The sequence below is a fragment of the Corynebacterium minutissimum genome (assembly GCF_000805675.1).
GTDB lineage: Bacteria > Actinomycetota > Actinomycetes > Mycobacteriales > Mycobacteriaceae > Corynebacterium > Corynebacterium minutissimum.
This window is the reverse complement of sequence record NZ_JSEF01000006.1, coordinates 92,358-114,183: the sequence shown is the minus strand read 5'-3', so window position 1 is coordinate 114,183 and position 21,826 is coordinate 92,358. Positions and strand designations below refer to the sequence as shown.

Genomic DNA, 21,826 nt, shown 5'->3' with positions numbered 1-21,826 from the left:
GATCTATCAACTCCGTTGGGGAGCTTCGAACACGATGAGACGATCATCAACCAACCGCTCGGTCTATTTTTATTCCGCCGCTCGCCTGCATTTTCCGGTAGGCCACTTACAGTTCTGAACCGCTTGGTCTAGCGTTTCCAGATATGAGCACCAAATACGATAATTCCGCAGTGGGCGAATGGTCTTTTGCCACCCGCGCCCTTCACGCCGGCCAGAACCTGGACGGCTCCACCGACGCACGCAACGTGCCGATTTACCAGACCACGTCTTATGTCTTCAACGACGCCGAACATGCCGCTAATCGCTTTAACCTCTCGGATGCCGGCCCGATTTATACCCGCCTGACCAACCCCACACAGGATGCGTTGGAGGCCCGGTTGGCGTCGCTCGAGGGTGGCGTCGCCGCCGTTGCTTTCGCTTCCGGCCAGGCCGCCGAGACCGCGGCCATCCTGAACCTCGCCTCCGCCGGCGACCACATCGTGACCTCCCCGCGCCTTTACGGCGGCACCTCCACGCTGTTTACCGTGACGCTCAAGCGCCTGGGCATCGACGTCACCCTCGTTGAGAACCCCGACGACCCGGCCTCCTGGCAGGACGCCGTCCAGCCGAACACGAAGGCCTTCTACGGCGAGACCTTCGGCAACCCGGTCGCCGATGTCCTCGACATCCCCGCCATCGCGGAGGTCGCGCACAAGAACCAGGTCCCGCTCATCGTGGACAACACCATCGCTACCGGCGCGCTGGCCCGCCCGCTGGAGTTGGGCGCGGACATCGTCGTGGTTTCCACCACGAAGTTCTACACCGGCAACGGTTCGGCCATCGGCGGCGCGATTATCGACGGCGGCTCCTTCGACTGGACCGTCGAGCGCGACGGCGAGCCCGTCTTCCCCTACTTCGTCACCCCGGACGAGGCCTACCACGGCCTCAAGTACGCCGATCTGGGCGCACCGGCCTTCGCTATCAAGGCGCGCGCGGGCCTGCTGCGCGATACGGGTGCCGCCATTTCGCCCTTCAATGCGTGGCTGACGCTGAATGGCATTGAGACGTTGCAGTTGCGCGTCGATAAGCACAATGCCAACGCCCAGGCCGTGGCCGAGTACTTGGAGTCCCACGCCAAGGTCACGAAGGTCAACTACGCCGGCCTGGAGTCCTCGCCGTACAAGGCCACCAAGGAAAAGCTGGGGTACGCCTACACCGGCTCCGTGCTCTCCTTCGACATCGACGGCGGCCGCGAGGAGGCCTGGGCGTTCATCGATGCACTGAAGCTGCACTCCAACCTGGCCAACATCGGCGATACCCGCTCGCTGGTCGTGCACCCGGCCACCACCACGCACTCCCAGTCCGACGAAGCTGCGCTCCAGGCCGCGGGTATTACCCAGACAACGGTGCGCCTGTCGGTGGGCATCGAGGATGTCAACGACATCATCGCCGACCTCGAGCGTGGGTTCGCGGCCATTGGCTAGCCCGATTCCGGAACTCGCGCCCGAAGGCGAGCTCGCCCACGTCCCCATCGGCGACTTCACCACCGAAGCCGGCGCCGTGCTTGCCGACGCCTCCCTGGCCTACCAACGCTGGGGCGCTTTCGCCGGCGACCCGGACGGCGTCAACAACGTCATTGTGGTTGAGCACGCGCTGACCGGTGATTCCAACGTGGCCGACTGGTGGTCCGAGCTAGTCGGCCCCGGCAAAGCCCTGGACACCACGCGCTGGTGCGTCATCGCGACCAATGCGCTGGGCGGTTGTAGCGGCTCGACGGGGCCGAAGTCACTGCACCCAGATGGAAAGCCGTGGGGCGGGCGCTTCCCGGCGCTGTCGATTCGGGACTTGGTGGAGGCCGAGTATGCGTGCCTGCAAGAGCTCGGAATTTCTCGCGTCCATGCGGTCATCGGCGGCTCGATGGGAGGGGCGCGCACGCTGGAATGGAGCCTCATGTACCCAGACAGTGTGTCCGCGGTGTGCGTGATTGCGGTGTCGGCCCGGGCTTCCGGCTGGCAGATTGGCATCCAATCGGCGCAGATTTCCGCCATCGAGCGCGACCCTTTCTGGCATGGCGGCAATTACTACCGCACGGACAAGACTCCGCGCGATGGTTTGGCGGCCGCACGCCGCATCGCACACCTGACGTATCGCGGCGAGCAGGAAATCGATGAGCGCTTTGGCGCCTCCGCGCAGCAGGGCGAAAACCCCTTGGGCCCGCACCGCCAGCTCACTCAGCGTTTTGCGGTGAACTCCTACCTGGATTACCAGGGAAGAAAGCTCACGGAACGGTTTGATGCTGGTTCCTATGTCACGCTGACGGAGGCGCTCAACCGCCATGACGTCGGCCGCGGGCGCGGCGGGCTCATCAAGGCCTTGGCCGCCTCCCAGGTGCCGACCATGGTCGTGGGCGTGGACACGGACATCCTTTATCCCTATCACCAGCAGGAGCACATCTCCCGCAACGTCAACCAACTGTTGGCCATGGCCAAAATTGTCTCCCCCGTGGGCCACGATGCCTTCCTCACCGAAACCCGCCAGATGAACCGTATCCTGCGCAACTTCTTGTTGCTGTCAGCTCCGAATGGCCTTGATGTGGGACCGGCCTACGTGGGCGACGAGTATTTCATTTAAGGAGCCGTTTGGTTCTTTCCAGGAGCCAAACGCGTCACGATCCAAGCGCGTCGATGGAAAAGGCCATGAACACCATCGCCGCACCGAGGATGCCGGTGAAACAGGCGTCGAAGCGTCGCGAGCGCACCGCGAGCACGCCAACGCGTGAGGAATCACAGGTCAGGCGCACCACGGTGAGCCACAAGAGTGCCCCTCCCAACATCATTGTGGCGCGCCGCCAGTGCTCGGATACCGCATAGATTCCCGATACCGCCACCGCAGCCACGAACAACCCAATGGCGACCCACTGCACTGCCGGGGGCAACGGCGAAGGCTTCAGGTGCGCGTCGTGTGGGTTCGACAAGGACACCGGCGGCGCTGCCGGCGCTTCTCGACGCCCCTCCCCTGGACCCTGCGTAGTCATGCGCGATCTTATTGCGCGGCCAGCTTCTCAGCGCGCTCGACGATGTTGCTCACCAGGAACGCACGCGTCAGCGGGCCCACGCCACCCGGGTTCGGGGAGACGAAACCGGCCTTGTCCCACACGTCCTCGGCGACGTCACCGGCGAGTTGTCCGTCGACGCGGGAGACGCCGACGTCGAGAACCGCGGCACCTTCCTTGACCATATCGGCGGTGAGCATGTGCGCCTTGCCGGCCGCAGCAATGATGACGTCGGCCGCACGGGTCTCCGCGGCAAGGTCCTTGGTGCCGGTGTGACACAGCGTCACCGTGGAATTCTCGCTACGGCGGGTAAGCATCAGTCCAATCGGGCGGCCCACGGTCACGCCGCGGCCGATGACGACCACCTTTGCGCCGTTAAGCTCCACGCCGAAGCGGCGCAGCAGGTGGATGCAGCCATTCGGCGTGCACGGCAGCGGGGCGTCCTCGTTGAGCACCAGCTTGCCCAGGTTAATCGGGTGCAAACCATCGGCGTCCTTGGCCGGGTCGATGAGCTCGAGCACCCGATTTTCATCCAAGTGCTTCGGCAGCGGCAGCTGCACGATGTAGCCGGTACAGGCATCATCATGATTGAGCTCTTCGATGACGCGCTCGAGTTCTTCCTGGGTAACGTCGCCAGGCAGGTCCTTGCGAATCGAATTAATACCGAGTTTCTCGCAATCGCGGTGCTTCATCTTCACATAGGAATGAGACCCTGGGTCATCGCCCACCAGGACCGTGGCCAGCCCCGGGGTAATCCCCTTCTCCTTGAGGGCAGCCACGCGCTGGGCCAAGTCCTCAAAAATCTCGTCGCGATACAGGTTGCCATCTAGTTTGGTAGCGCTCATGCCCACCATCCTAGACTGATGCCTATGAGCCGCCTGCACATCGTCTTCGACAACCCCGTGATCCCCACCAATACCGGCAACGCCATCCGCACCGCCGCCGTCACGGGCGCGAGCCTGCACCTCATTGAGCCACTCGGCTTCAACTTCGAGGACAAGCACCTCAAACGCGCAGGTTTGGACTACCACGACCTGGCGGACCTGAAGATTCACAAAGACTTCGATGCCTGCATGGAGGCCCTGCCCGGCGCGCGCGTCTTCGCCTTCACGACCCACACGGATAAGTGGTTTAGCGACGTGGAATACCAGGAGGGCGATGTCCTCCTCTTCGGCACCGAGCCCACCGGCCTGCCGGATGAGCACGCCTTCCACCCGCGCGTCACCGAACGCGTTCGCATTCCCATGATGCCGGCGCGGCGCTCGATGAATCTGTCTAACGCGGCGTCGACAGCCGTGTATGAGGCCTGGCGCCAGCTCGGCTTCCGTGGCGCGGTGTAGGAAGTCGCGGCACAATGTGGGTGACAGCCACGACGAAGGAGCACCATGTCGAACTTGCGCCCACTTCTTGATTCCCTCACCCTGCGCGTTGAAAACGCCGCGAACGAGTACGCCGAGCAGATTGCTCAGGTCGCGCCCACGCACCGGCCCGGCGCGGTGAACCTGGTGCGCTACATGGCACTGCGCTCCCAAGACGCCGTGGAGCTGCAAGAAGGCCTCAGCGCGTTGGGCGCGACGAGCTTGAGCCACCCGGAGCCGGCGGTGCTGGAGCGCCTACATGCGGCCCGTAACGTGCTTGATGCTTTCGACGGTAAAGCCCCCACCTACCCGATGCAGGCCATCGCCTCGGCGTATGCCGATGCCGATGACATCCTCGACGCCAACACGCAGGCACTTCTTGGCCCTACGCAGGACGGCACGCATGCCCGCATCATGGTGACCCTTCCTTCCGAGGCCGCCGAAGACTACGACCTCGTGCTGGACTTTGCCCGCGCCGGTATGGAGTTAGCCCGCATCAATTGCGCCCATGATGGCGAGGCCGCGTGGGAAAAGATGGTTGAGCATGTCCACCGCGCCGCCGAGGAGGTGGGGCGCGAGATTCTCATTTCCTGCGATATTGCAGGCCCCAAGGTGCGCACCGGTGCCATTGAGCCGGGGCCGCAGGTTGTCCGTGTGCGCGGCGAGCGTACCGCTGCAGGCGAGCCTGTGGCTTACCCGACGCTGGTGCTTTCCGACGTCTCCCGGGCCGAAGAGGCCCAGGAGGTGGCGAGAGGAGCGTCGGCAAGCGCGGCGCGACCGGCTGTACCACTCGAAGTAGACACCGAGTGGGTAGCTGCGCTGGAACCGGGCGATGAGGTGCGCTTTGCTGAGGCCCGCGGCCGTTCGCGAACCTTCACCGTGGAATCCGTCGAGGACGGCGTTGCCGTGTTGCGCGGCGAGCGCAATTGCTATCTGGCTGAGGGCACGGTCTTTAGCCATGGAACGGCGACGACGCAGGTGCGCGGGGTTCCGGCGCTGGAGCAGAAGATTCGCCTGCACCGAGGAGACGAGCTGGTCTTAAGCACCTCGCAGGAGCCCGCACGGATTGTGGAGGGCGAGGCGACGACGATTGGTTGTACTCTCCCGGAGGTGGTCACCGCGCTCGAGGTGGGGCATGCCGTTATTTTCGATGACGGCGCCATCTCCGGCCGCGTTACCGAGATTCGGAGCAACGGGGCAGAGCGCGAAGCTGTCATCACCATCGACCATGCAGGGCCCACCGGCACGAACTTGGCGGCGTATAAGGGCATCAACCTGCCCGATACCGAGGTTCCGCTGCCGAGCCTTACTGAGGACGACGTGGCGGCGCTGCGTTTTGTGGCCACGCACTGCGACATCGCGGCCGTATCTTTCATCCGCACACCTTCCGATGTGGCCTTCCTCTATGACACGGTGGAGGAGATCGCTGCCGAGCAGGAGTCGGAGGAGCTGGCGCAGCGCGTGCGCGAGCTGGGCATTGTGCTCAAGATCGAAACGGTGCCGGCGTACCAGCAGCTGGGCACCGTGCTCTTAGAGGGCATGCGCCACGAGAAGTTCGGCATCATGATTGCCCGCGGTGACCTCGCCGTGGAGCTGGGCTTTGAGCGCATGGTGCAGGTACCGGGGCGCATCATGAAGCTCGCGGAGGCAGCGCACATCCCCGTCATCATGGCCACACAGGTGCTGGAGACCTTGGCGAAGACCGGCCTTCCCTCGCGTGCCGAAATCACCGACGCTGGCTATGCGCTGCGTGCGGAGTGCGTCATGCTCAACAAGGGTCCGCACATTACGGAGGCCATTCGCATTTTGGACCGGATGTCGCGCAAGCTCGGCCACTCGCGTTTGAAGAACCGCCAGATGCTGCGTCAGGTGACCAGCTGGACTAACTAGTCCGATTCCATGTGGCGCGACTGCGCCGCGTGGTGAGGATCACCTAAGATTCTCACCTCAAAGACTAGGCAAGCCTATCTTTGCTTAGGTTAACCTATATGAGAAAACAAGATAGGAAGAGAGCCGACCGATATGTTGTCTGGGTGCCCACGGCAGACTGCCGACGCCATCCCCATGGGATGCACCGTAACCTTGGGTAGCGAATGTATTTCCTGCACGTGCGACGCCGCTTTGGCAGTGCGTCTCGGTGAGCTGGGGATCCGCCCCGGCGCTACGTTGACCATGGGGCCGCGCGTGGCCGGCGGCGCACGTGTTGTGTCGGTGGGCAGCTGCCGCTACGCCATCGATAAGGCAACGCTCAAAGCTATCGAGGTCTAGCCATGGCCTCCTCCCCTAGCTGCCACGGCGATCCGGGCGGCGCGCTTGCCCCTGCCGGCGCGCCTATCCTCGCTCTCGTCGGCTCCCCTAACTCCGGAAAGTCCACGCTGTTTAATGCACTGACTGGCGCGAAGGCACAGACCGGCAACTGGCCGGGCACCACGGTTGAGGTCAGCCGCGGCGCGTGGGAGCTGGGCGATCGCACCGCCGATCTCATCGACTTCCCCGGCACTTATTCGCTCGATCCCCTCAGCCCGGATGAGGCGCTGACTCGCGCCATGCTCATCGAATGCGCAGAAGACGAGCGCCCCGATGCCGTCGTCGTGGTCGTCGACGCCACCGCTGTGGCCCGCGGTCTCAATGTCGCGCTCCAGTTAGCGGAACAGCCCTACCGCCTTATCATCGCGTTGACGAAGACGGATGTGGCGCTCAACCAGGGGCAGGTCGTGGACGCTTCTGCGTTGGCCGAGGCCACCTCGATCCCGGTGGTGGTTGTGGATGGGCGCAGGCGGGAAGGCGTCGAGAAGCTGCGCGAGGTCGTGCTCGAGTCTTTGGCGTCTGCGCCCATGCAGTTGCGCGAGGACACTGGCCTGGAGGGGCGCTTCGCGGAGCTGGATGCGGCGGCGAAGGCCTCAGTGCGCGAGGTCGAGCATGCTACACCCTTGTCCCACCGCCTCGATGCGGTGGCGTTGCACCCGGTTGTCGGTCCCCTGCTGTTTCTAGCGGTAATGTGGCTCGTCTTCCAGATCACGACCACAGTAGCTGCTCCCCTGCAGGACGGTCTGGAGGCGCTGGTGTCTGGGCCCTTGAGCGACTGGGCGCGGGCGGGACTTGCGGCCATCGGCCTGGGTCATCCCCTCATCACGGGCCTGCTTGTCGACGGCCTCATTGGCGGCGTCGGCATGGTCCTCACCTTCGCCCCGCTTATGGCACTCATGTTTTTGTGCTTGGCGGTGTTAGAGGATTCCGGCTACATGGCGCGTGCTGCGGTGGTCACGGATCGTCTGATGCGGGCCATTGGCCTGCCGGGCAAGGCGTTTATCCCCATCGTCGTGGGCTTTGGTTGCAACGTGCCGGCGATTTCGACCACGCGCGTACTGGGCAGCCCGCGGCACCGCATTATGACTGCGCTACTCATCCCGTTTACGTCGTGTTCGGCGCGCTTGGTGGTCTTCGTCATGCTCTCGGCCACGTTTTTCCCGGAACATGCTGGCAGCGTGGTGTTTGTTATGTACCTCATCTCCATCGCGCTGCTCGTGCTCGTGGGTTTGGCGCTGCGCAAAACTCTGTGGCGCGCGGTTCCGGAAGAAGCGCTGGTTATTGACCTGCCAACGTATCAGCTGCCCACGGTGCGCCTGGCGCTGAGCGTGATGTGGACGCGTTTGAAGGGCTTCCTACAGACGGCCGGCGGCATCATCGTGAGCACCGTGGTTGTGGTGTGGCTGCTCATGGCCATTCCGGTCAGCGCGGCCGCCCACGACACTACCTGGGGCGAGCCCCCGGCCCCGGAGGATTCCGCCTATGGCGCGGTCTCGCGCACCATCGCCCCAGCCTTTGCCCCGGCTGGCTTCGATTCCTGGTCCTTGGCCGGCCCGTTGGTCACTGGTTTCGTGGCCAAGGAGGCGCTGATTTCGACCTGGGCGCAAACCTACGCCGTCGACGACGTCACCGACGCCTCCGCCGAAGAACAATCCCATAGCGCGCTCAGCGACCACGTGCGTGCAGATTTCGAGCAGGCTTCCGGCGGGCATACCTTGGCGGCGGTGTGGGCCTACATGCTTTTCCTGCTGGCCTACACTCCCTGCGTGGCCACGATTGCCGCGCAGCGCCGCGAGATTGGCTGGCGCTGGACGCTCTTCGGCTTCGGCGTTCAGCTGGCCACCGCATGGCTGCTGGCGGTGGGCGCCTTCCAGATTCTGAAGGTGTTTATCTAATGCCTGCCTCCCCCATCCAGGCCGTGCAGAAAGCTATCGAATCTGGCGTGCGCTCGCGGGCAGCCATCGCCGCGGAGACGGGGCTGGAACCGGGCACGGTGGATCTCATCCTGGACCATCTCACCGCCAGCGGGGTGCTGGACATGGAGCCGCTGGGCTCGTGCCCATCGGGCGGGTGCGGGTCCTGCTCGGCGGCGTCAGCCTGCGCGGGCCCCAGCAGCACCCGCGGTCCGGTGTTGCTTAAGCTTCGCCGCCCAGTGGGCCGTTAAGCGGGCCTTCCAGAACCGGAAGGCGGCGGGTGCGCAGGCGGGTGAGGAGCTCGGAGGCGTCGGCAGGCGTGAGGTCTTGGCCGGCCATCCTGACTGGACCCGCCACGAGGTCGAAACGCACAGTACGCACGCCCACAAGATGGCTCAGCGGCCCCACCTTGAGCGTGAGCTCCTGAATGTGCGGGGTGCCAATCACCATGACGCGGCGGTTGATGCGGCCTCGATGCACGATGGTGACAGGCTCAGGCGAATCCACCAGCGTTACCGACTGCTGCTTGCGGTCGATGGGGCTAACCCACCACGCCCGGCGCGGCGAGGTATACGTGGGCTGCGTGTGGCCCTCGGGCCGGGCATAGTCCTCGATCTGCGCACGATCCAGGTCCGAGATGAGCGCCAGCAAGTCCAACGCCTGTTCACGGGTACCCACCGGCAGGATGCGTGTGGAGCCGGACTGTTTGCCGCCGCCCTTAGTGCCATAGCCGGCAACGGACACGTGCACCTCATACCAGCCGAGGCGCCGCCACAGGAAAGGCTGGCTTACCCGCACGCCGTGGATGCGACTTATGCGGATGGTCTGGCGGCGACGGTCGGCGAGGCCGTAGGAGATGTTGAGGGCGTGGGAGGGGGCGTCGTGAAGCGCGGTGAAGGTCCACGAGGAATCCACCAGGCTCCACACACGGCCCACAAAGCCCACGATGATGGGCAACAGTGCGGTCCACATGCCGGGGATAAAGAGCAAGCCGCCGATGATGAGCCCGGTAATCAACGTCGGCAGGCGCAGTGCTTCCGCAGCGATGGTACGCAGGATGGGAATCTCCGGAATAAGAGCCGGTTCTGCCGCCTCTTCCACTGCCTGTTCTGGCTGCTCAACCTGTCCACCGTTCGTGCGGCGCAGCAGCTCAGCGCGCAACTCCTCCGCTTTCGCCTTGGGGAGGTACTCAATCTTGATCACAGAGGCGTTACCGCCCGCGGTTTCCACTCGGACCGTGGCCAGCCCCAGCAGACGAGCGATGATGGATTCGACGACATCCACTGCCTGAATGCGCTCATAGCGCGCAGAGCGAAAAGACGTCGAAATCACGCCGTGGCGCAGCGCGACTTCATCATCGGTGAGTTTGTACCCCAGTTTGCGCCACCACACTCCGGACACCAGCCAGATCACGGCACACACCAGCACAAAACCACCGATTGCCAGCAGAGTGCCGCGGCCCACTTCGCCCAGATGTCCGCCCTGTAGGTAGGACACAACGTCCTCAATCATCGAGGCGTTGATATTGAGAACAAAGATGGCGAGCAGCGCCAGAATCAGCGACCAAAAGCGCAACAGAGGGGTGAGGCGGTGGACGCGAGTGTAGCCGTCGGCGTCGATAAGCGCGCGGTCTTTCACAGTCCACTCATCCTCTCGCGGGCTTTAATGGCGAGGCGCTCGCGCAGGGCATCGGCGTCCGCGGCAACCAGGCCGGGGATGGTGGCGTCGCTGCTGGGCGACGCCGTGTGCAGCTTCACCTTCTTCAGCCCCATCGAGCGCTCCACGGGGCCGGCGGTGACATCGACGAATTGGATACGGCCATACGGCACGACGGTGAAGGTGTGCCAGATTTTTCCACGGGTGACGAGGAGTTCGTCGGCGGTTTCCTGCCAGCCTAAGTTCTTGACCTGTGCGGGGATGAGCCACAGTTCGTAGAGCGCCCACACAACGAGCGCGCCGGCGACCCAATAGAGCCAGTCCCACCAGAAATACGCTGCGGCGGCAGCGAGCGCGGCGAGGATAATATCCCAGCTCAAATTCGTAATGTAGCGGGCTTTCGTGAGTGACGGGGATACGGGGTTCATGCCAACACACTAACATAAACTCTTGACAAGTCGTTGGGTTTATACAACACTGTGATGCATGTCCCCAAAGAAAAAGCCTACCCGTCCACTCTTTAACCGGGTCCGCGTACTCCGCGTTGAACGGGACATGACGCGCGCACAGCTTGCCGACGCCATCGGGGTCAACCCCCAAACCATCGGCGCACTCGAGCGCGGCGACCACTCCCCCAGCTTGGACCTCGCCTTCAATATCTGCGAAGTCTTCAATCTACCCGTGGAAGCCGTGTTCTCCCGGACCGAATTCACCCCCATGTCCTCCGAAATCTACCGAAAGGACTAGCCCGCACATGTCCGCCTCTATTCCCGATTCCGTTAAGACCCGCAAGCGCTACATCACCCTGACCGACCTGTCCACCGTCCTCATCATTGCGTCCATCCCCCTGCAGTTCTGGAGCCCTTTCACCTCGCTCATGGTGGCCTGCCTCGGCACGTTGCTGTGTGCACTATTGACGGCACGTTTGCGCACCACCATCAACGCGGCAGACCTGCCCAGAACAGAACTTGATGAGTACGAGATGCAGCAGCACCTCGAGGCCCGCGACGACGGCCTCAAATTCTCCCTCGCCGCACTCGTTATCCTGCTGCCAGTCACAGGCCTTATCGCCTGGGGCGCGCGAACTATGCCCATCATGGACGGCGTGTTTGTATCCCAGCTCTACCTCAAGATCATCCTGCTGCTCATGGTATGGGTACCCTTCTCCGTGGCGCGTTCCCTGGCCGGCAAAATGAACCGCGACGAGCTCATCTCAAAGGAATAAGCACCCCTAGCGGAAATCCCGCGAACCGCGCGAGAGTGCCTCACCGAAGGCCAGCGGCTCAAGCTGGTCGGCGGCAACGGTAACCGCGCCGGAGGCGTTTTGTACGATTCCGCGCACGATGAGCGCAGGAGCCGTCCGAGCCGTCACCTTATCCCGAGCCCACAGGCCGGGCGAGACCATCACGTTCATCAGCCCGGTCTCATCCTCCAGGCCGAAGAACACCACACCAGCCGCGGTCTGCGGGCGCTGGCGATGCGTGACCACCCCGGCGATGCGCACGCGCGTGCCATCCTCCACGGCCGGCAGGTCCGCCGCCGACAGGACGCCGCGGGCACGCAGCGCCCCGCGGACCTGCTCCATGGGCTGCTGGTTGTGGGTCACCCCGGTACTCGCCACGTCCGCCGCCATGAGCTCGAAAGCGCTCATTCCCGGCAAAGACGGCGCCTCGATGGCAGAAAGTCCCGGTAGCATCCCTGTCTGTTCCGTCGCGGCCACACCGGCCTGCCACAGCGCTTGGCGACGATCCACCCCAAAGACATCCAAGGCCCCCGCCACCGCGAGGGCCTCCACGTGATCAACGGTGAGATCGGCACGGCGGGAGAGATCGGGGACGTCGGCAAACGGCGCGGCCGCCTCAATGCGGTCGGCGGCTTTATCCCCCAAACCTTTGATGAGGTTGAGCCCTAGCCGGATGCGAACCTCGCCGTCCTCGCCCAGCACCGCGCGGGCCTCGCGGCCTGAATCGTTGACAGTGGCCGGCAGCACCTCCACGCCGTGGCGGCGCGCATCCTGAATGAGGGACTGCGGCGAATAGAAACCCATCGGCTGCGCGCGCAACAGACCCACGCAAAACTGCGCCGGGTAATAGCGCTTAAACCATGCCGAAAAGTACACCAAGGAGGCAAAAGACTGCGAGTGTGACTCCGGGAAGCCATAGGCGGCGAAGGCGACAATCTTGGTCCACAACTTGTCCGCAACGTCCCCGGTAATCCCGTTGGTCTCCTTGAGACCATCGTAAAAACGTTGTTTGAGTGCTGCCATCTTGGCCGGCGAGCGCTTCGAGCCCATCGCGCGCCGCAAATCGTCCGCCTCCGCGCCGCTGAAACCAGCGGCGTCGACAGCAATCTGCATCAGCTGCTCCTGAAAGAGTGGAATGCCCAACGTCTTGCCCAAGGACTTTTCCAACACCGGGTGGTCATACTCCACCGCTTCTTTGCCATCCCGGCGGCGCAGGTAAGGATGCACCGACCCGCCCTGAATAGGTCCGGGGCGAATGAGCGCTACTTCCACGACGAGGTCGAAGAAGACCTGCGGCTTGAGTCTTGGCAGCGTGTTGAGCTGCGCGCGCGATTCCACTTGGAACACACCCACCGCATCCGCTCGGCACAGCATGTCATAGACTTCCGGGTCCGCCAGGTCCAGCTCCCACAGGTTGACTACCCTGCCGGTGGTCTCCTCCACCAAGTCCATCATGTGATGCAGCGCTTCGAGCATGCCCAAACCCAGCATGTCGAACTTCACCAGCCCAGCTGCGGCGCAATCGTCCTTATCCCACTGCAGCACCGACCGGTTCTCCATGCGCGCCCATTCCACAGGCACAACATCCGCAATCGGCCGGTCACACAGCACCATGCCGCCGGAGTGAATGCCCAGGTGGCGCGGCTGACCGAGGAACTGCTCAGCCAAGGATTCGACGTCGCTAGGCGCAGGCGCCACACCTTTCGACCATGCATCGGCCGAGCCTTGCGGATAGCCCAACGCCCGCGCAGCATCCCGCAGTGCACCTTTGCGGCGATACGTAATCACGTTAGCCACCTGCGCGGCACGCTCGCGGCCATGCTTGGCGTAGACATACTGGATAACTTCCTCACGCCGCCCCGATTCAATATCAATATCAATATCCGGCGGGCCATCACGGTCTGGGGACAAGAAGCGCTCAAAGAGCAGACCCGCGGAAATCGGCTCCGCATTCGTAATCCCCAGCGCGAAACACACCGCGGAGTTCGCCGCTGAGCCACGCCCTTGGCACAGGATGTTCTCCCGCCGACAAAAATCCACGAAATCACACACGATAAGGAAGTAGCCCGGAAAACCGAGCTGCTCGATAACATCCAGCTCGTACCTCATCTGCTCCCACGCCCGCTCCCTAATCTCCTTAGGCCGCGTGGCATAACGCGCTGCCGCGCGCTCAAAAGTCAGGTTCTCTAGCCAGGACATCTCGGTGTGCCCTTCCGGCACATCGAAATCCGGCAAATTGGGAGCCAGTGCTTCCCAAGTGAAGCTGCACTCCTCCAGCACTCGGACGGTTTCCGCGATAATTTCCGGCCGGTCTGGAAACAGCTGCGCCATCTGCTCCCCAGAGCGCAGCCAGGACGAACCCATGGGGTGGGCGCTAGGGGAGGCGTCGGCAAGCGCGAGGCGCCGGGACAAGGCTTGTTTGGCTCCGGCCAGCCGCGCGTGTTCCCGTGTGGCGGCAGCCGGGCGGGCCGTGGCGATAGCGCGCGGAACCGGGCAGGAATCCAGCAGCGCGTGGTGATCAGCGTCCTCTGGGAGTTGGGTACAGGCGTACTCCAAAACCATGCTGTCTATTTTAATTCTTTCGAGCAGATAATCGAATTTCCCTGCCCATTCCCACCCCACGAGGAAGAGGCAATGCTCCTGCAGCTCCGCCGCAATATCTGCCAGCTGCGGATAGACCACCGCATCTTTCTCCCCCGCCTCCATACGTGCGCGGGAGATGAGCCGCGACAAACGACGATACCCCTCCGGAGTGCGCGCCAACACGGTCAGCGGCGCCGGCTCGAGACTAAGCTCCGCGCCGAAAACAGCAGGAAGGCCAACCTTGGCGGCAGCCTCCGCAAACTTCATGAGCCCATAGAATCCATCCCTATCTACCAGCGCCATTCCCTTTAAGCCCAGCTCGACTGCCCGCGCCACAAGCTCCTCCGGCTCGGAGGCTCCCTGCAGGAAGCTATACGAACTCACCGCATGGAGCTCCGCAAAGGACACCGCGGAGTGCCCCACCTTCGGAGCATCCGTGAAGTCCGGTAGGTGATCTACCGACACCGGAATGGGCCCCGGCCGGCCAGACAAAATCCGCTCGACACGGGACCACGGTAGCGCTGCACCCCCGTTGAACCTCATAGCCTCACACCTTATAATCGAACAACAGTTCCCGTCAAGGTTTTGTTGAGCAATTGCCGGAATAGACAAAGCGGTTCAATCGTTGCTAGTTTTTCGAGCAGTGTAATCACCTGCGGTGCCCCACCACGTGCCGCACGACCAAGAAGAAGGGACACTAAGACCCATCATGAGCATCCGTCGCGTACTTGCTGCCACCTCGGCAGCCGTCATCGCCGCTACCGGCCTGGTCGCCTGCTCCTCCGACTCCTCGGACTCTGAGTCCCAGGGCTCCGGCGAAGAAATCACCAAGGACTCCACCATCACCATCGGCACTACCGATGCCAACATGGAAGAGTGGGCCGTCTTCCAGGACCTGGCCAAGGAGGCCGGCTACGACGTGAAGCTGGAGAACTTCGCGGACTACAACACCCCGAACCAGGCTCTGGATCAGGGTCAGCTGACCGCCAACAAGTTCCAGCACCTGCAGTTCTTGGCCAAGTACAACCAGGGCAACGGCACCGACCTCGTCCCGCTCGCCTCTACCGAGATCTACCCGTTGGCCATCTACTGGAAGGACCACAAGGACCTCTCCGGAATTGAGGGCCAGGAAGTGGCCATCCCGAATGACTCCACGAACCAGGGCCGTGCTATCGGCCTGCTGGCCCAGGAGGGCCTGGTCACTCTTCAGGAGGACAGCCCGCTGATCCCGACTCCGCTCGATATCGACGAGAAGAAGTCCAAGGTCACCGTCACCCCGGTGGACGCCGCACAGACCCCGGCCGCCTACGGCGAGGGCAAGCCGGCCGTCATCAACAACTCCTTCCTGGAGCGCGCAGGCATCGATCCGAAGTCCGCTGTGGCAGAGGATGACCCGAACTCCACCGAGGCAGAGCCGTACATCAACGTCTGGGCCGTACGTGCCGAGGATGCTGACAACGAGACCCTCCACGAGCTGGCCAAGCTGTGGAAGGATCCGAAGGTCACCGAGGCCGTCCTGAAGTCTTCCGGCGACACCGCTGTGGCTGTGGACCGCCCGCAGGAAGAGCTGCAAGAGATTCTGGACCGTCTCGAAGAGGAAGCCTAAGCTCCCCGCTACTCCACATGTCCCCCCCGCGTTCACGCTTCAGTGTGTGGCCGGGGGATTTGGCCGTTACACATGATTCACATAACCCCCACAAGGACACCTCACGTGATTGACCACACTGGCGCCCCTCGCGGCACCCGGATTGAGTTCCTCAACATCACCAAAGTCTTCAAGAATAAAAAGACCACGACGAAAGCGCTCGACAATGTTTCCCTGACCGTCGAGTCCGGCGAGATTGTCGGCATCATCGGTTTCTCCGGCGCCGGCAAGTCCACGCTGGTGCGCATGATCAACGGCCTTGATACCCCGACGTCGGGGCAGCTGTTTCTCGACGGCACCGATGTCGTCGGCATGCCCGAAAAGCAGCTGCGCGGCATCCGCCGCAATATCGGCATGATTTTCCAGCAGTTCAACCTCATGTCCTCGCGCACCGCGGCGGGCAATATTGAGTACCCGTTGAAGCTGCAGGGCGTCGAGAAGCAGGAGCGTAAGAAGCGCGTTCAGGAGCTTTTGGAATTCGTCGGACTGGCGGACAAGGGCGATAACTACCCGGAGCAGCTCTCCGGTGGCCAGAAGCAGCGCGTGGGCATCGCCCGCGCTTTGGCTAACAACCCTTCCCTGCTGCTGGCGGATGAGGCCACTTCGGCCCTTGACCCGACCACCACGCACGAGGTCCTCGACCTACTGCGCAAGGTCAACCGCGACCTCGGCATCACCATCGTGGTCATTACCCACGAGATGGACGTCGTGCGTTCCATCGCCGACAAGGTCGCCGTTATGGAAAATGGCCGCGTCATTGAGGACGGCAGCGTCTACGAGGTTTTCTCCAATCCGCAGACCAGCGTGGCGGAGAAGTTCGTGGCTACCTCGCTGCGCAATACCCCGGACGTGGTCGAGGCCGATGACCTGCTTGCCCACGAGGGACGCCTGTTCACCATCAACCTAACCGAAAATTCCGGCTTCTTCGGCGCCGCTGGCAAGCTTGCGGACGCGGGCGTGTCCATCGCCGTGGTCCACGGCGGTATTACGACGTTGCAGAAGCATTCCTTTGGCAAAATCACCGTGCGCCTCAACGGCCCGAATGCTGCTATCGAAGAGTTCTACGCGCACATGCAGCGCACCACCGACATTGAGGAGATTCAACGATGAACGTCACCTACCTCGCGGAGGCCAACTGGGACCGTCTAAGTGGCACGCTTGTCGACGCCATCAAAGACACCCTCATCATGGTCGCCACCACCATGGTGCTTGCGGGCATCATCGGCTTGGTTCTCGGCATCCTGCTCTACACCACCCGCCCAGGCGGAATCCTGCAGAACAAAGTCATCTATTTCATCATCAACATCCTGGTGAACTTCGTTCGCCCGATTCCGTTCATCATTTTGCTGGCCTTTGTCCAACCGCTCACGGTGGCGGTCTTGGGAAGTTCTATCGGCCGCGAACCTGCCACGTTCGTCATGGTCATTGCGGCTACCTTCGCGGTGGCGCGCATCGTGGAGCAGAACCTCGTGGCGCTCGACCCCGGCGTGATTGAGGCAGCCCGCTCCATGGGTGCCTCGCCGTGGAAGATCATCACCACGGTCATCATTCCGGAAGCTCTGGGCCCGCTGGTGCTGGGCTACACCTTCCTGTTTATCGGCATCGTCGACATGTCCGCTATGGCCGGCTACGTCGGCGGCGGTGGCTTGGGTGACTTCGCCATCGTCTACGGCTACCGCGCCTTCGAGTGGGAAGTCACCGTGGTGGCTACGCTTATCATCATCGTGCTGGTCCAGGCAGCCCAGTTCTTTGGCAACTGGCTCTCGGCGAAGATTATGCGCCGCTAACGCGACGCGTCCGTACCCTACGCGCCGCGTCTTATGACGCGGCGCGCGGCAAAGTAGGAAGAGGTCTTTGGCTCGTCTCCACAGGAGGAGACGACGCCGGAGGCCTCTTTTTCTTCGAGCTCCACTACCCACGCGCGGCCGTCGCGGTGGCGTACAACCACGACGCTATTCTTCGCGGCGGTGTTGTCCGCCGCGGGCTCATCCGCAGCGGCGACGTGGAGGTCGCCGTAGTGGAGGTTCTCGGAGGCGTCGAGAAGCTCGCGCGCCACGGCGAGTTCTGCCACTTGGCCCTTCGGCGTATTCAGCCCCGAGCCGCGGTTAGCCGGGTAGAAATACTCGCCGCGCAAAGCCTTGCCCACAAGCTCGCGGCCGGCCTCCACGTTGAGGCGTCCGAAGGAGTAGCCCCACGGCATGAGCAGCACCGAAGGCGCGAAGCGGTGGCCCTTAGTGTGCGAGGTCTCCCATACGGTCTCCTCGTATTCACAGGCCAGCGAGGCAGCCAGCGGACGCCCCTTCACCGCACAGCAGGCATCGCGCTTAGCGTGAGTACACACCAATACCAACGGCAAGCACGTGCCGCGCGGATTCTCCAAGTCAAGGTCCAGAATGTCCTCTGGGCCGTTGAGAATGTAGTCCTGCACAAGTCCCTCGCGGGCCCAGACCACGAAACAGCGGAAATGCCCCGTACCGCGCTCGCGCCCAGCGCGGCCTGGGCGGCGGATGAGCTGCAGACCGGCCACGCCCTTGAGTTTGGCCTTGAGCTTCTCCGTGAGGCCGGGGCCAAAAGTGTGGCCGTCGAGCACATCTCGGGACCACGCCGCCGGCCACTCGAAGAGGACATAGACGGATTCTTGCTTAGCGGTACCAGCCAGGGGTTCCACCTGGATATCGGAGCAGAAGGTCATGGCGCCAGTTTAACTGTCATCACTTCTTTCACAACAATGTGGTTACGATGTTTACTTCGGTTCCAAGAATTCCGCCTTGGGCGGCTACGCTCGAAGTTATGCCGAAACACACTCTCTCGCGCGCAGCCACCTCCGTGGCGGCACTCGTCGCCTCGAGTGCGCTCGTGCTGCAGGGCTGCTCCGCGTCCTCCGACGACACCTCCGCGCCGACCGCTACCGTCGACGCCACCTTGTCCGGCGCGTCCACCTCGACTGCCCAGAACGCCACGGCGCCCGCCGGGCTGACCCCACTAGGCGATGCCAACCTGGAGATGAAAACCCTCCGCCCACCAGTGCCGTCCGAGCTGGTGGTCACGGATGTGCGCGTGGGCAAACACGACGGTTTTGACCGCGTTGTCTTCGAGTTCACCGGCAATGGTTCACCGGGCTGGTTTATTGACTACACCGACTCCCCCGCCCAGCAGGGCTCGGGCAACCCGATTTCTTATGAGGGAGCCACGGCGCTGAACGTCAGCATTGATGGCACGGCATATCCTTTCCAGCTCGATATGGAAGACCCGAACATCGGCACGGTCAAGGGCGCTGGCGGCATGGTGACCCAGGTGATTAACGCCGGCACCTTCGAAGCCCGTTCGCAGTTCGTCGTCGGCCTCGACGGGCGCCATCCGTACTCCGTCCAGGTACTTAAGGCGCCGACGCGTCTGGTTATCGATATCCAGAACTAGGTATACGTCGCCTCCACCGACCAGCGCCCGCCTGCCCACACGAGGAGCCAGGCGCGCTGGCCGTTGTCGTTTTCTCCCACGACTTGCAGGCGCGCGCAGCGCTGCGCCTCGTTCGGATCCCACCAGCCGGTATCTACTGGCCAGGGGCCGGCCCACCCGGTCACGCGGTAGCGGTGGCGCCCCCACCCTAGGCCCGCAGGTTCACCGGAGAGGAGGGCCTCGGCGGTGACGATGATGTCGGCTGCAGAGACGTCGATAAGCCGGATGCGCGCGGCGGGGTGCGCCAGGCTTGCTGGCAGCGGCGCGAGGATGCGCCCAGGCCACGTGCCCTCCGGGGCAGGGTCGCGCTGCTCACCGTAGGGAACCAGCTCGATACGCTCGGCCACTCCGCGGCCCGCCGCCGGGCGCGGCTGCAGCACGCGGTCCACACCGAGCTGCGACTGCACGCGCGCGATGACCCGCTTGGCCTGCTCCGTTGACTCACCCGCGCCCCACAGCACACTATCCCCAGGTGGGGCGACTTCCACCGGTTCCAGCACAAGCTTCTCGACGCCCCCACCTTCGCCCGCCCGTGCACTACTCAGCCACCCATCGAGCTGCCAGCGCACGCGGTCTGCCGTGGCGGCCTCGCTCAGCGCTTCCTGGGTGCGCCAGATGCGCTCGAGGCGCGTTCCGCCCTCGAATTCGGCAATGACGCGCAGACGCATGCAGATAAGGCCCGCGTGATCGAGCACCGCGTGCAGGCGTGCCGCCAGCTGGCGGGCGGCGAACGCCGCCGCGTCCACGCGCTCGAGCGGTTCCTCAAAGGCCTGCTCCACGCCCAAATCGGGGCGAAGTAGTTCCGGCGCCACGCGCCGATCGGGTGCTGCCGAGGCCACCGAGTGACAACGCCGACCTGCTTCCCCGAAGCGCGTGGTGACCTGGCGCAGCGGCAAGCCGGCGAGCTCTCCCAACGTGCGCACGCCGAGGCGCTGCACGGTATGGACCGTCTCAGGCGGACAGCCCAACGCCACCTCCGCGGCGAGTACTCCCACCGGCTGATTCGCCAGGAACTCCCGCGACCCACCTGGGGGAACCACTGCGCCGAGGTTGTCGTGGCGCGCGGCAATGAGCGCGGTAGCGATCTCGTCAGCAACGCCGACGGTGGCATCGAGGTGGGATCTCGAGGAGGCGTCGACAAGCATCTCCACTGCCCTATCCTCGCTTCCGTGAAAACGCCCCACAGCACCCGCATCCACGATGACCAGGCCGGGGCGCAGGACCTCCACCGAGGACGCCACCGCATCAAGCCCCGCGGCAATCTCAGCGAAGACCGCACCATCGCGGTCCGGGTTAGCCTCCTCCACTCGCACGTCCGGCAGCACTGCCTGGGCTTGGCGCACGCGCATCCCGCGGCGCACTCCGGCCCGGCGCGCCGCCGCATTGCACACCACCACGTGGTGCTGCGCGGCAATCACACAAGCTGCCCTATCAGCGTCCTGCAGCGCCTGGATAGGCCAATCCGGGAACCACAGGGCCGCGACTCTCATACCACCTCCAGGCGTGGGCGCTCAGCTCGCTCACCGCAGGTGAGCACCCCTCGGCGTGGGCGTGCGCTTTTCGACGCCACCCGCACCTCAATGTCCACTCCCCTGATACGCCCGCTGCCGCGGCCTACGCCGCGCACCGCCACGACGTCTGCGCCAATCTCCGTGACCGTACCCGGTAGCCGCGCGCCGACGGTCAGCAGTGCCGCTTGCCCGCCGCGCACCTTGGCCAGAACTGGCCGCGCCCGCGTGGGGCTGAGCTCACCCACACCTTTGTGCACGACGAGGTCCAGCCCCTCACACAACACTCCGGTAACTGCCCACGGCTCGGCTCCCGGATCGGGCACAACGATGACCCGGGAGACATCTCCTTCCTCGGCCACCTGTGCGAGCGAGAGGTCTGGCCAGCCTACGACGCCCACGTGTCCGCCCGCCGCGCTAACATGGCTCACGAGTTCCACCACCAAGGCCGCACACTCTGCACACACGGTGGCCTGCTTTCGGGGCAAACCACCGCCTGGGAGCAGCTCCGATAGTGCTTCGGGAACATCGAGGATATCCACATCCGGCTGGACATCCGCCGCCACGTCTGGTGTTTCCAGACGTTGAATCTGGGCGCGCAAAGCCGCGATCTGGTCGGCCCGTGAGCCACCCGCGACGCGAACACCTGTTTGATTCATAGCTCCTATTATGAACCTCTCACCGGACACGCGCAATTGCACTGGTAGCGTTAGGCGCCATGAACCCTCTCCACGCGCACACCACCCCCATCCCCACTCCACTGTGGGTACGCCTCGGCGCCTCGCTGCTGGCTGGTGCCGCCGTGGCGGTGGGCACGAGCCGTATCCACTTCGGCCTAGCGCTCGGGCTCAGTCTGGTTTTCATCCTTGCGGCCTGTGCGCTGGTATTCCTGCACCCCTACCGCCAGCGCATGCGCGAGTTCGCCGAGGACCACAACGTCTCCCTGCTGCCTTCCCTAGCGCAGCTGCTACCACTCATGGCACTGTGGCTCGCCATCATGACTGCCCCACTTATCGCTCTACCAGCCTGGGGCAGCGCCCTAGTGTGGGCACTAGTCTTCGGGGCTGCGTTCTTGCTGTTCCCGCATGTGGACGGCTCTCGCAAGCTCGCCTACGCCTAGCGGCCT

22 protein-coding genes are annotated in these 21,826 nt (G+C 63.8%); 14 read left to right on the top strand and 8 right to left on the bottom strand.

The window, feature by feature from the left end; genetic code table 11:
- The first annotated feature begins 143 nt into the window (after positions 1-143).
- Together NX84_RS03665 and metX are read left to right on the top strand one after the other, a co-directional pair.
- Positions 144-1,463, top strand: a complete 1,320-nt coding sequence (locus NX84_RS03665) for an O-acetylhomoserine/O-acetylserine sulfhydrylase (RefSeq protein ID WP_052319649.1) — start codon at positions 144-146, stop codon at positions 1,461-1,463.
- Positions 1,411-2,610 (top strand): homoserine O-acetyltransferase MetX, encoded by a 1,200-nt coding sequence (gene metX, locus NX84_RS03660; RefSeq protein ID WP_231913708.1) that lies wholly within the window; start codon positions 1,411-1,413, stop codon positions 2,608-2,610. Before NX84_RS03665 ends, metX begins: the two co-directional genes overlap by 53 nt.
- Before the next feature lie 34 nt (positions 2,611-2,644).
- Here the strand turns inward: metX and NX84_RS03655 are convergent, their stop codons facing one another.
- Complete coding sequence (locus NX84_RS03655) at positions 2,645-3,013, bottom strand: DUF3017 domain-containing protein (protein WP_052319648.1); 369 nt, start codon at positions 3,011-3,013, stop codon at positions 2,645-2,647.
- 8 nt (positions 3,014-3,021) lie between these two features.
- A complete protein-coding gene (locus NX84_RS03650) occupies positions 3,022-3,876 on the bottom strand; it encodes a bifunctional methylenetetrahydrofolate dehydrogenase/methenyltetrahydrofolate cyclohydrolase (protein ID WP_039673893.1) in 855 nt (284 codons plus the stop codon).
- A gap of 24 nt (positions 3,877-3,900) precedes the next feature.
- Between NX84_RS03650 and NX84_RS03645 the strand changes: the two genes are divergently transcribed.
- From NX84_RS03645 to NX84_RS03625, 5 genes are all read left to right on the top strand, one after another.
- Positions 3,901-4,371, top strand: a complete 471-nt coding sequence (locus NX84_RS03645; protein WP_039673890.1) for a tRNA (cytidine(34)-2'-O)-methyltransferase — start codon at positions 3,901-3,903, stop codon at positions 4,369-4,371.
- Between the two features lie 45 nt (positions 4,372-4,416).
- Entirely contained in the window at positions 4,417-6,279 is a 1,863-nt protein-coding gene (locus NX84_RS03640; RefSeq protein ID WP_039673888.1) for a pyruvate kinase, read from the top strand.
- Between the two features lie 132 nt (positions 6,280-6,411).
- Positions 6,412-6,657 carry a FeoA family protein gene (locus tag NX84_RS03635; protein ID WP_039673887.1) on the top strand — a complete coding sequence of 82 codons (246 nt, stop codon included), beginning with the start codon at positions 6,412-6,414 and terminating at the stop codon, positions 6,655-6,657.
- A gap of 2 nt (positions 6,658-6,659) precedes the next feature.
- On the top strand, positions 6,660-8,591 hold the full coding sequence (gene feoB, locus NX84_RS03630) for a ferrous iron transport protein B (protein WP_039673885.1): 1,932 nt from the start codon (positions 6,660-6,662) through the stop codon (positions 8,589-8,591).
- The gene (locus tag NX84_RS03625; protein WP_039673883.1) at positions 8,591-8,860 is read left to right on the top strand and encodes a FeoC-like transcriptional regulator; all 270 of its coding nucleotides are present in this window, start codon (positions 8,591-8,593) and stop codon (positions 8,858-8,860) included. Before feoB ends, NX84_RS03625 begins: the two co-directional genes overlap by 1 nt.
- Here NX84_RS03625 and NX84_RS03620 read toward each other — a convergent pair.
- A complete protein-coding gene (locus tag NX84_RS03620; protein WP_039673880.1) occupies positions 8,832-10,247 on the bottom strand; it encodes a PH domain-containing protein in 1,416 nt (471 codons plus the stop codon). The genes NX84_RS03625 and NX84_RS03620 overlap by 29 nt on opposite strands.
- Complete coding sequence (locus tag NX84_RS03615) at positions 10,244-10,693, bottom strand: PH domain-containing protein (protein ID WP_039673878.1); 450 nt, start codon at positions 10,691-10,693, stop codon at positions 10,244-10,246. Before NX84_RS03615 ends, NX84_RS03620 begins: the two co-directional genes overlap by 4 nt.
- Positions 10,694-10,751: 58 nt before the next feature.
- Here NX84_RS03615 and NX84_RS03610 point away from each other — a divergent pair, with 58 nt between their 5' ends.
- Positions 10,752-11,012: a helix-turn-helix transcriptional regulator gene (locus NX84_RS03610; protein ID WP_039673876.1), complete on the top strand. Its 261-nt coding sequence runs from the start codon at positions 10,752-10,754 to the stop codon at positions 11,010-11,012.
- Between the two features lie 7 nt (positions 11,013-11,019).
- The gene (locus NX84_RS03605; RefSeq protein ID WP_039673874.1) at positions 11,020-11,490 is read left to right on the top strand and encodes a hypothetical protein; all 471 of its coding nucleotides are present in this window, start codon (positions 11,020-11,022) and stop codon (positions 11,488-11,490) included.
- Positions 11,491-11,496: 6 nt separating this feature from the next.
- On the opposite strand, the gene NX84_RS03600 is transcribed toward NX84_RS03605, so the two are convergent.
- Positions 11,497-14,634: an error-prone DNA polymerase gene (locus NX84_RS03600; protein ID WP_039673872.1), complete on the bottom strand. Its 3,138-nt coding sequence runs from the start codon at positions 14,632-14,634 to the stop codon at positions 11,497-11,499.
- 166 nt (positions 14,635-14,800) lie between these two features.
- On the opposite strand from NX84_RS03600, the gene NX84_RS03595 reads away from it, so the two are divergent.
- The 3 genes from NX84_RS03595 (at position 14,801) to NX84_RS03585 (ending at position 17,523) form a co-directional block, all read left to right on the top strand.
- Positions 14,801-15,697 carry a MetQ/NlpA family ABC transporter substrate-binding protein gene (locus tag NX84_RS03595; RefSeq protein WP_039673870.1) on the top strand — a complete coding sequence of 299 codons (897 nt, stop codon included), beginning with the start codon at positions 14,801-14,803 and terminating at the stop codon, positions 15,695-15,697.
- A 72-nt stretch (positions 15,698-15,769) separates the two neighbouring features.
- On the top strand, positions 15,770-16,846 hold the full coding sequence (locus tag NX84_RS03590; RefSeq protein WP_052319647.1) for a methionine ABC transporter ATP-binding protein: 1,077 nt from the start codon (positions 15,770-15,772) through the stop codon (positions 16,844-16,846).
- Positions 16,843-17,523 (top strand): methionine ABC transporter permease, encoded by a 681-nt coding sequence (locus NX84_RS03585; RefSeq protein ID WP_039673865.1) that lies wholly within the window; start codon positions 16,843-16,845, stop codon positions 17,521-17,523. Before NX84_RS03590 ends, NX84_RS03585 begins: the two co-directional genes overlap by 4 nt.
- Positions 17,524-17,540: 17 nt before the next feature.
- Here NX84_RS03585 and NX84_RS03580 read toward each other — a convergent pair whose 3' ends face one another.
- Positions 17,541-18,428 (bottom strand): sucrase ferredoxin, encoded by an 888-nt coding sequence (locus tag NX84_RS03580; RefSeq protein WP_039673863.1) that lies wholly within the window; start codon positions 18,426-18,428, stop codon positions 17,541-17,543.
- Between the two features lie 98 nt (positions 18,429-18,526).
- On the opposite strand from NX84_RS03580, the gene NX84_RS03575 reads away from it, so the two are divergent.
- A complete protein-coding gene (locus tag NX84_RS03575; protein ID WP_039673861.1) occupies positions 18,527-19,153 on the top strand; it encodes an AMIN-like domain-containing (lipo)protein in 627 nt (208 codons plus the stop codon).
- Here the strand turns inward: NX84_RS03575 and NX84_RS03570 are convergent.
- Positions 19,150-20,682, bottom strand: coding sequence for a DNA polymerase Y family protein (locus NX84_RS03570; protein WP_039673858.1), 1,533 nt, complete (start codon positions 20,680-20,682; stop codon positions 19,150-19,152). The two genes, NX84_RS03575 and NX84_RS03570, sit on opposite strands and share 4 nt — an antisense overlap.
- A complete protein-coding gene (locus NX84_RS03565) occupies positions 20,679-21,359 on the bottom strand; it encodes a hypothetical protein (protein WP_039673856.1) in 681 nt (226 codons plus the stop codon). Before NX84_RS03565 ends, NX84_RS03570 begins: the two co-directional genes overlap by 4 nt.
- A gap of 59 nt (positions 21,360-21,418) precedes the next feature.
- Between NX84_RS03565 and NX84_RS03560 the strand changes: the two genes are divergently transcribed.
- A complete protein-coding gene (locus NX84_RS03560; protein WP_039673854.1) occupies positions 21,419-21,820 on the top strand; it encodes a hypothetical protein in 402 nt (133 codons plus the stop codon).
- Positions 21,821-21,826 lie beyond the last annotated feature (6 nt).